This is a genomic window from Anaerostipes amylophilus (assembly GCF_025567365.1).
Taxonomy (GTDB): domain Bacteria; phylum Bacillota; class Clostridia; order Lachnospirales; family Lachnospiraceae; genus Anaerostipes; species Anaerostipes amylophilus.
On the sequence record NZ_JAOQJG010000017.1, the window covers coordinates 1 to 3,270 of the forward strand.

The window sequence follows — 3,270 nt, forward strand, 5'->3', positions numbered from 1 at the left end:
TTGTATTTCATAGTTCCCTCCTGATTCATTTGATCTTATCCATTTTTATCGTAACAGCAGAAAGAGGACTTCCTGCTGTTATCTTTATCGATACCGATCTGTAAAATATCCGGGAGCATCTGTCTTATCAATGTTTGCATATTCGGAGTCTGTATGAGCATGACTGTATCCTGTTCCATTCTGCCCTTCGATCTCAATGTCTCCGGTAAACATGCCTTCATCATGGATGATGTTTGTTTTATTGATGCTTCCGTCATTCTTTTTCCATATCGCATACAGCTTGATGGTCTTTCCGGCATCTGTAAGATCAGAGACAGCTGCTCCATTCGTATAATCTGCCCTGACTGCATCCGGAGTCTTTGCCCATCCTACAAACGTATATCCTTTTCTGGTAAACAGACCGGATGGTATGGTATAAGATTCTCCTGTCTTTACCGGTATGATCTTTGCATCTGCCTGTGCGCCATTTGGCATGAAGCTGATCTTATACTGGCCATTTCCCCATATCGCATATAAGGTAAGGTCAGAAGCCGTCTGATATTTGATCGCTTCCTGATCTTCGTAAGCTGCAACATCTCCATCCTTTGTCTTACTCCATCCAAGGAACTGATAGCCGTTATTTGTAAATGTATTTTGGGGAAGTGTGAACGAACCATCATATGTTACGGTACTGTCATTCATTGTTCCGCTTCCACCATTGGAATTGTAATGGATCTTATACTGATTTGCTTTCCACTGGGCATATAAAGTTAATGCTTTCCCGCAGATCGTACTGTTTGTCGTATAAGACATCCCTGTACTGTTTGCCGTATCCTTCCATCCGGTAAGGGTGTATCCTGTTCGATTTGCCACTGGAAATGTCAGTTTACTTCCACAGGCAAAACTTTTTGTTGAATCTGCGGATGCGATCGTTCCATTGTTCCCTTTATAAGTCACTTTGTATTGTGTCTTATTTAGGTTGATCGTAACTTTACAATCATAGTATCTGTAATATTTCTGGTCACTTGGTTTTTTATACGGTGCAACACCGGTGTCATAAGCACTCAGTCCGATCGTAGTTTCAAAATCCGTTTGTTCTTTCGTGCTGTGATCGGGTGTTTTTGTCAGTTTATGCGACTGGCTGGATGGTGCATCATATGTCACATTGTTATATTTTTGATGAGCCGGAACCGTATATTTTACTTTTACGCTAATCCATGAATACGATCCAGAATTGGATTTTGTTGTTTTAACTGACGTTGTAGAAAGTTTCAAACCATATGGATTCGGATTGCTTGCAGAGACCTGTTTGATATTCAGTGTCCGGCTTGCATTATCGAATGAATAGTTTTTACAGGCTGATCCAGAATGGGTTACCTGTAGTTTTAATGTGGAAGTTCCCGATGGACCTTTTACTTCAACATAGGTATATTTATCATTGTTTGGGAATGATGTACTTCCCGCATTTTCTTTCGTCTTATAGGATGCCTGTACCAAATCGTGCCATGTAAGGACGGTAATAAAACTTATGGCAATCACAAGTGCCAATATCGCATATCCTTTTTTGCCTTTCATCTTATGCATCTTTTTCACCTTCCTTTCCTTTTGCTTGTTTTTATAAGTTCCATTCCAAAAAAGATCAAAATCCCGATTCCTGCATAACGAACCAGCTTCTCCCGTTGAATATCCCATTTGGAAGATTCAAAAGAAGTATCATCCATGGTACGGATCTTTTGAGCTGGAAGCTTTTGTCCCTGATCTCTTATGCAATAAACCACATATCGAAATTTTCCATGACTGCGGTATGGATGACAGGTAAGAAGTGTTACCATATCTTTTTCTTTCTGAATCCGGATCTGATCTGAATCATCCGGTTTTATGATCTTGATCTTTTCGACCCGATAAGAAAGTTTTTCCCATGGGTTTTGAATGGTGACTTTGTCTCCTGCTTTCAGCTTCTCGATCTCCCTGAAATATGGGATCCCCTGATATCCACGATGTGCAGCGATCACACAGTTACTGTTCTTCGTGCCAAGCGGTAATGATGTCTCTCCCATGATCGCAGCACCTTTTCTCATGTTTTCTAAGGTTGCTCCAAGATACAGTGGAAGTTTGACATGCATCTTTTTGATCCTGATATATCCAAAGTTGCTCCTGCCATCTTTCAACCGGATCGGTGACGTGCGATAACTCCAGACATCCTTTAGATCTTTCTGGCCTTCTTTATAGATCTTTTGATCATACTGTACGGCCTCCTGATAGAAAGGATCTTTTTCCTTCGGAATCTTCTTTTCCTTTTGAAAGGCTTTGATCTCCTGATCTGCATTTTTTTGTTGTCTATACGCAGAAAAATCGGGAGAAAGNTGTCTATGTTCTGTTTTCTTTCGATGAAGCTTTTGAAATACTTTTCCTAATAAGATCAGGGCTGTAACGATCATAAGCCCGATGGCGATCGCTTTTTTATAAGTTCTCATCCACTGGGAATCCTGATTTCTTGGCCGTATCGATGATCGTTGTTTCTTTACATATTTGGTTCTGACACCCCGTACCAGTAAACGATGGTCATTGACTCCATATGGGGTACATGTTACCAGTGTCACATAATCTTTTCCTTTGATGATCTGGAGTTTTCTTGTATCCTCTGGTCTTACCACAGAGATCTGATCCACTTTATAAGCTAAGGTTCGATCCAGTACATGAATAAAGAACAAATCCTCTTTTTTCATTTCCGTCAGATCTGTAAATAACTTTGCGGAACTAAGTCCGGTATGTCCAGTTAATACACTATGGGTACTTTTTCCACCTACCGGAATCGAAGATGCTGCAAGATGCCCAACTCCACGTTCCAGTATTTCTGCATCTGTACCGTGATAGATTGGGAGATTGACTGAGATACAGGGAATTTCCAGATATCCCATCACTCCTGAATGATCGATATTTAAGATATTATTATAGATCAGTGTCTCTCCATTGCTTTTTTTGACCTTGAACGGGTCCGTCAATTGTACCACTGACTTGATCAGGTCTTTGTTATATTCTTCCGCTTCCCGAAATGCCTGTTCTTTTTGCTTCTGATCATAGGTTTTTGCCTGTTTTTCATAGGACTTGATCGTTGAACCAGCACTTTTTTCAAACATGTAATTACTGATGAACGGATAAGACAACAAGGCAAAACCAAACAATATGATCAGTATTGGAATGATTTTTTGTTTCATATTTTTAAGATCACCCTGCCAGTTGCCTGACAGGGTTTATCAAAACATTTTTAAGTTTCTAACTCTTACTGAACTT

General features: G+C 40.1%; 2 protein-coding genes. Both read right to left on the reverse strand.

From position 1 onward, the window contains the following. Positions 1 to 84 precede the first annotated feature (84 nt). Complete coding sequence (locus OCV53_RS12200) at positions 85 to 1,563, reverse strand: InlB B-repeat-containing protein (RefSeq protein ID WP_055198569.1); 1,479 nt, start codon at positions 1,561 to 1,563, stop codon at positions 85 to 87. Positions 1,564 to 1,568: 5 nt separating this feature from the next. Then, positions 1,569 to 3,194 carry a class C sortase gene (locus OCV53_RS12205; protein WP_070097231.1) on the reverse strand — a complete coding sequence of 542 codons (1,626 nt, stop codon included), beginning with the start codon at positions 3,192 to 3,194 and terminating at the stop codon, positions 1,569 to 1,571. Positions 3,195 to 3,270: the final 76 nt, after the last annotated feature.

Bases quoted from the DNA above. Each gene is read 5' to 3' on its own strand.
- OCV53_RS12200 (WP_055198569.1), bottom strand. From the start codon at position 1,563: ATGCATAAGATGAAAGGCAAAAAAGGATATGCGATATTGGCACTTGTG.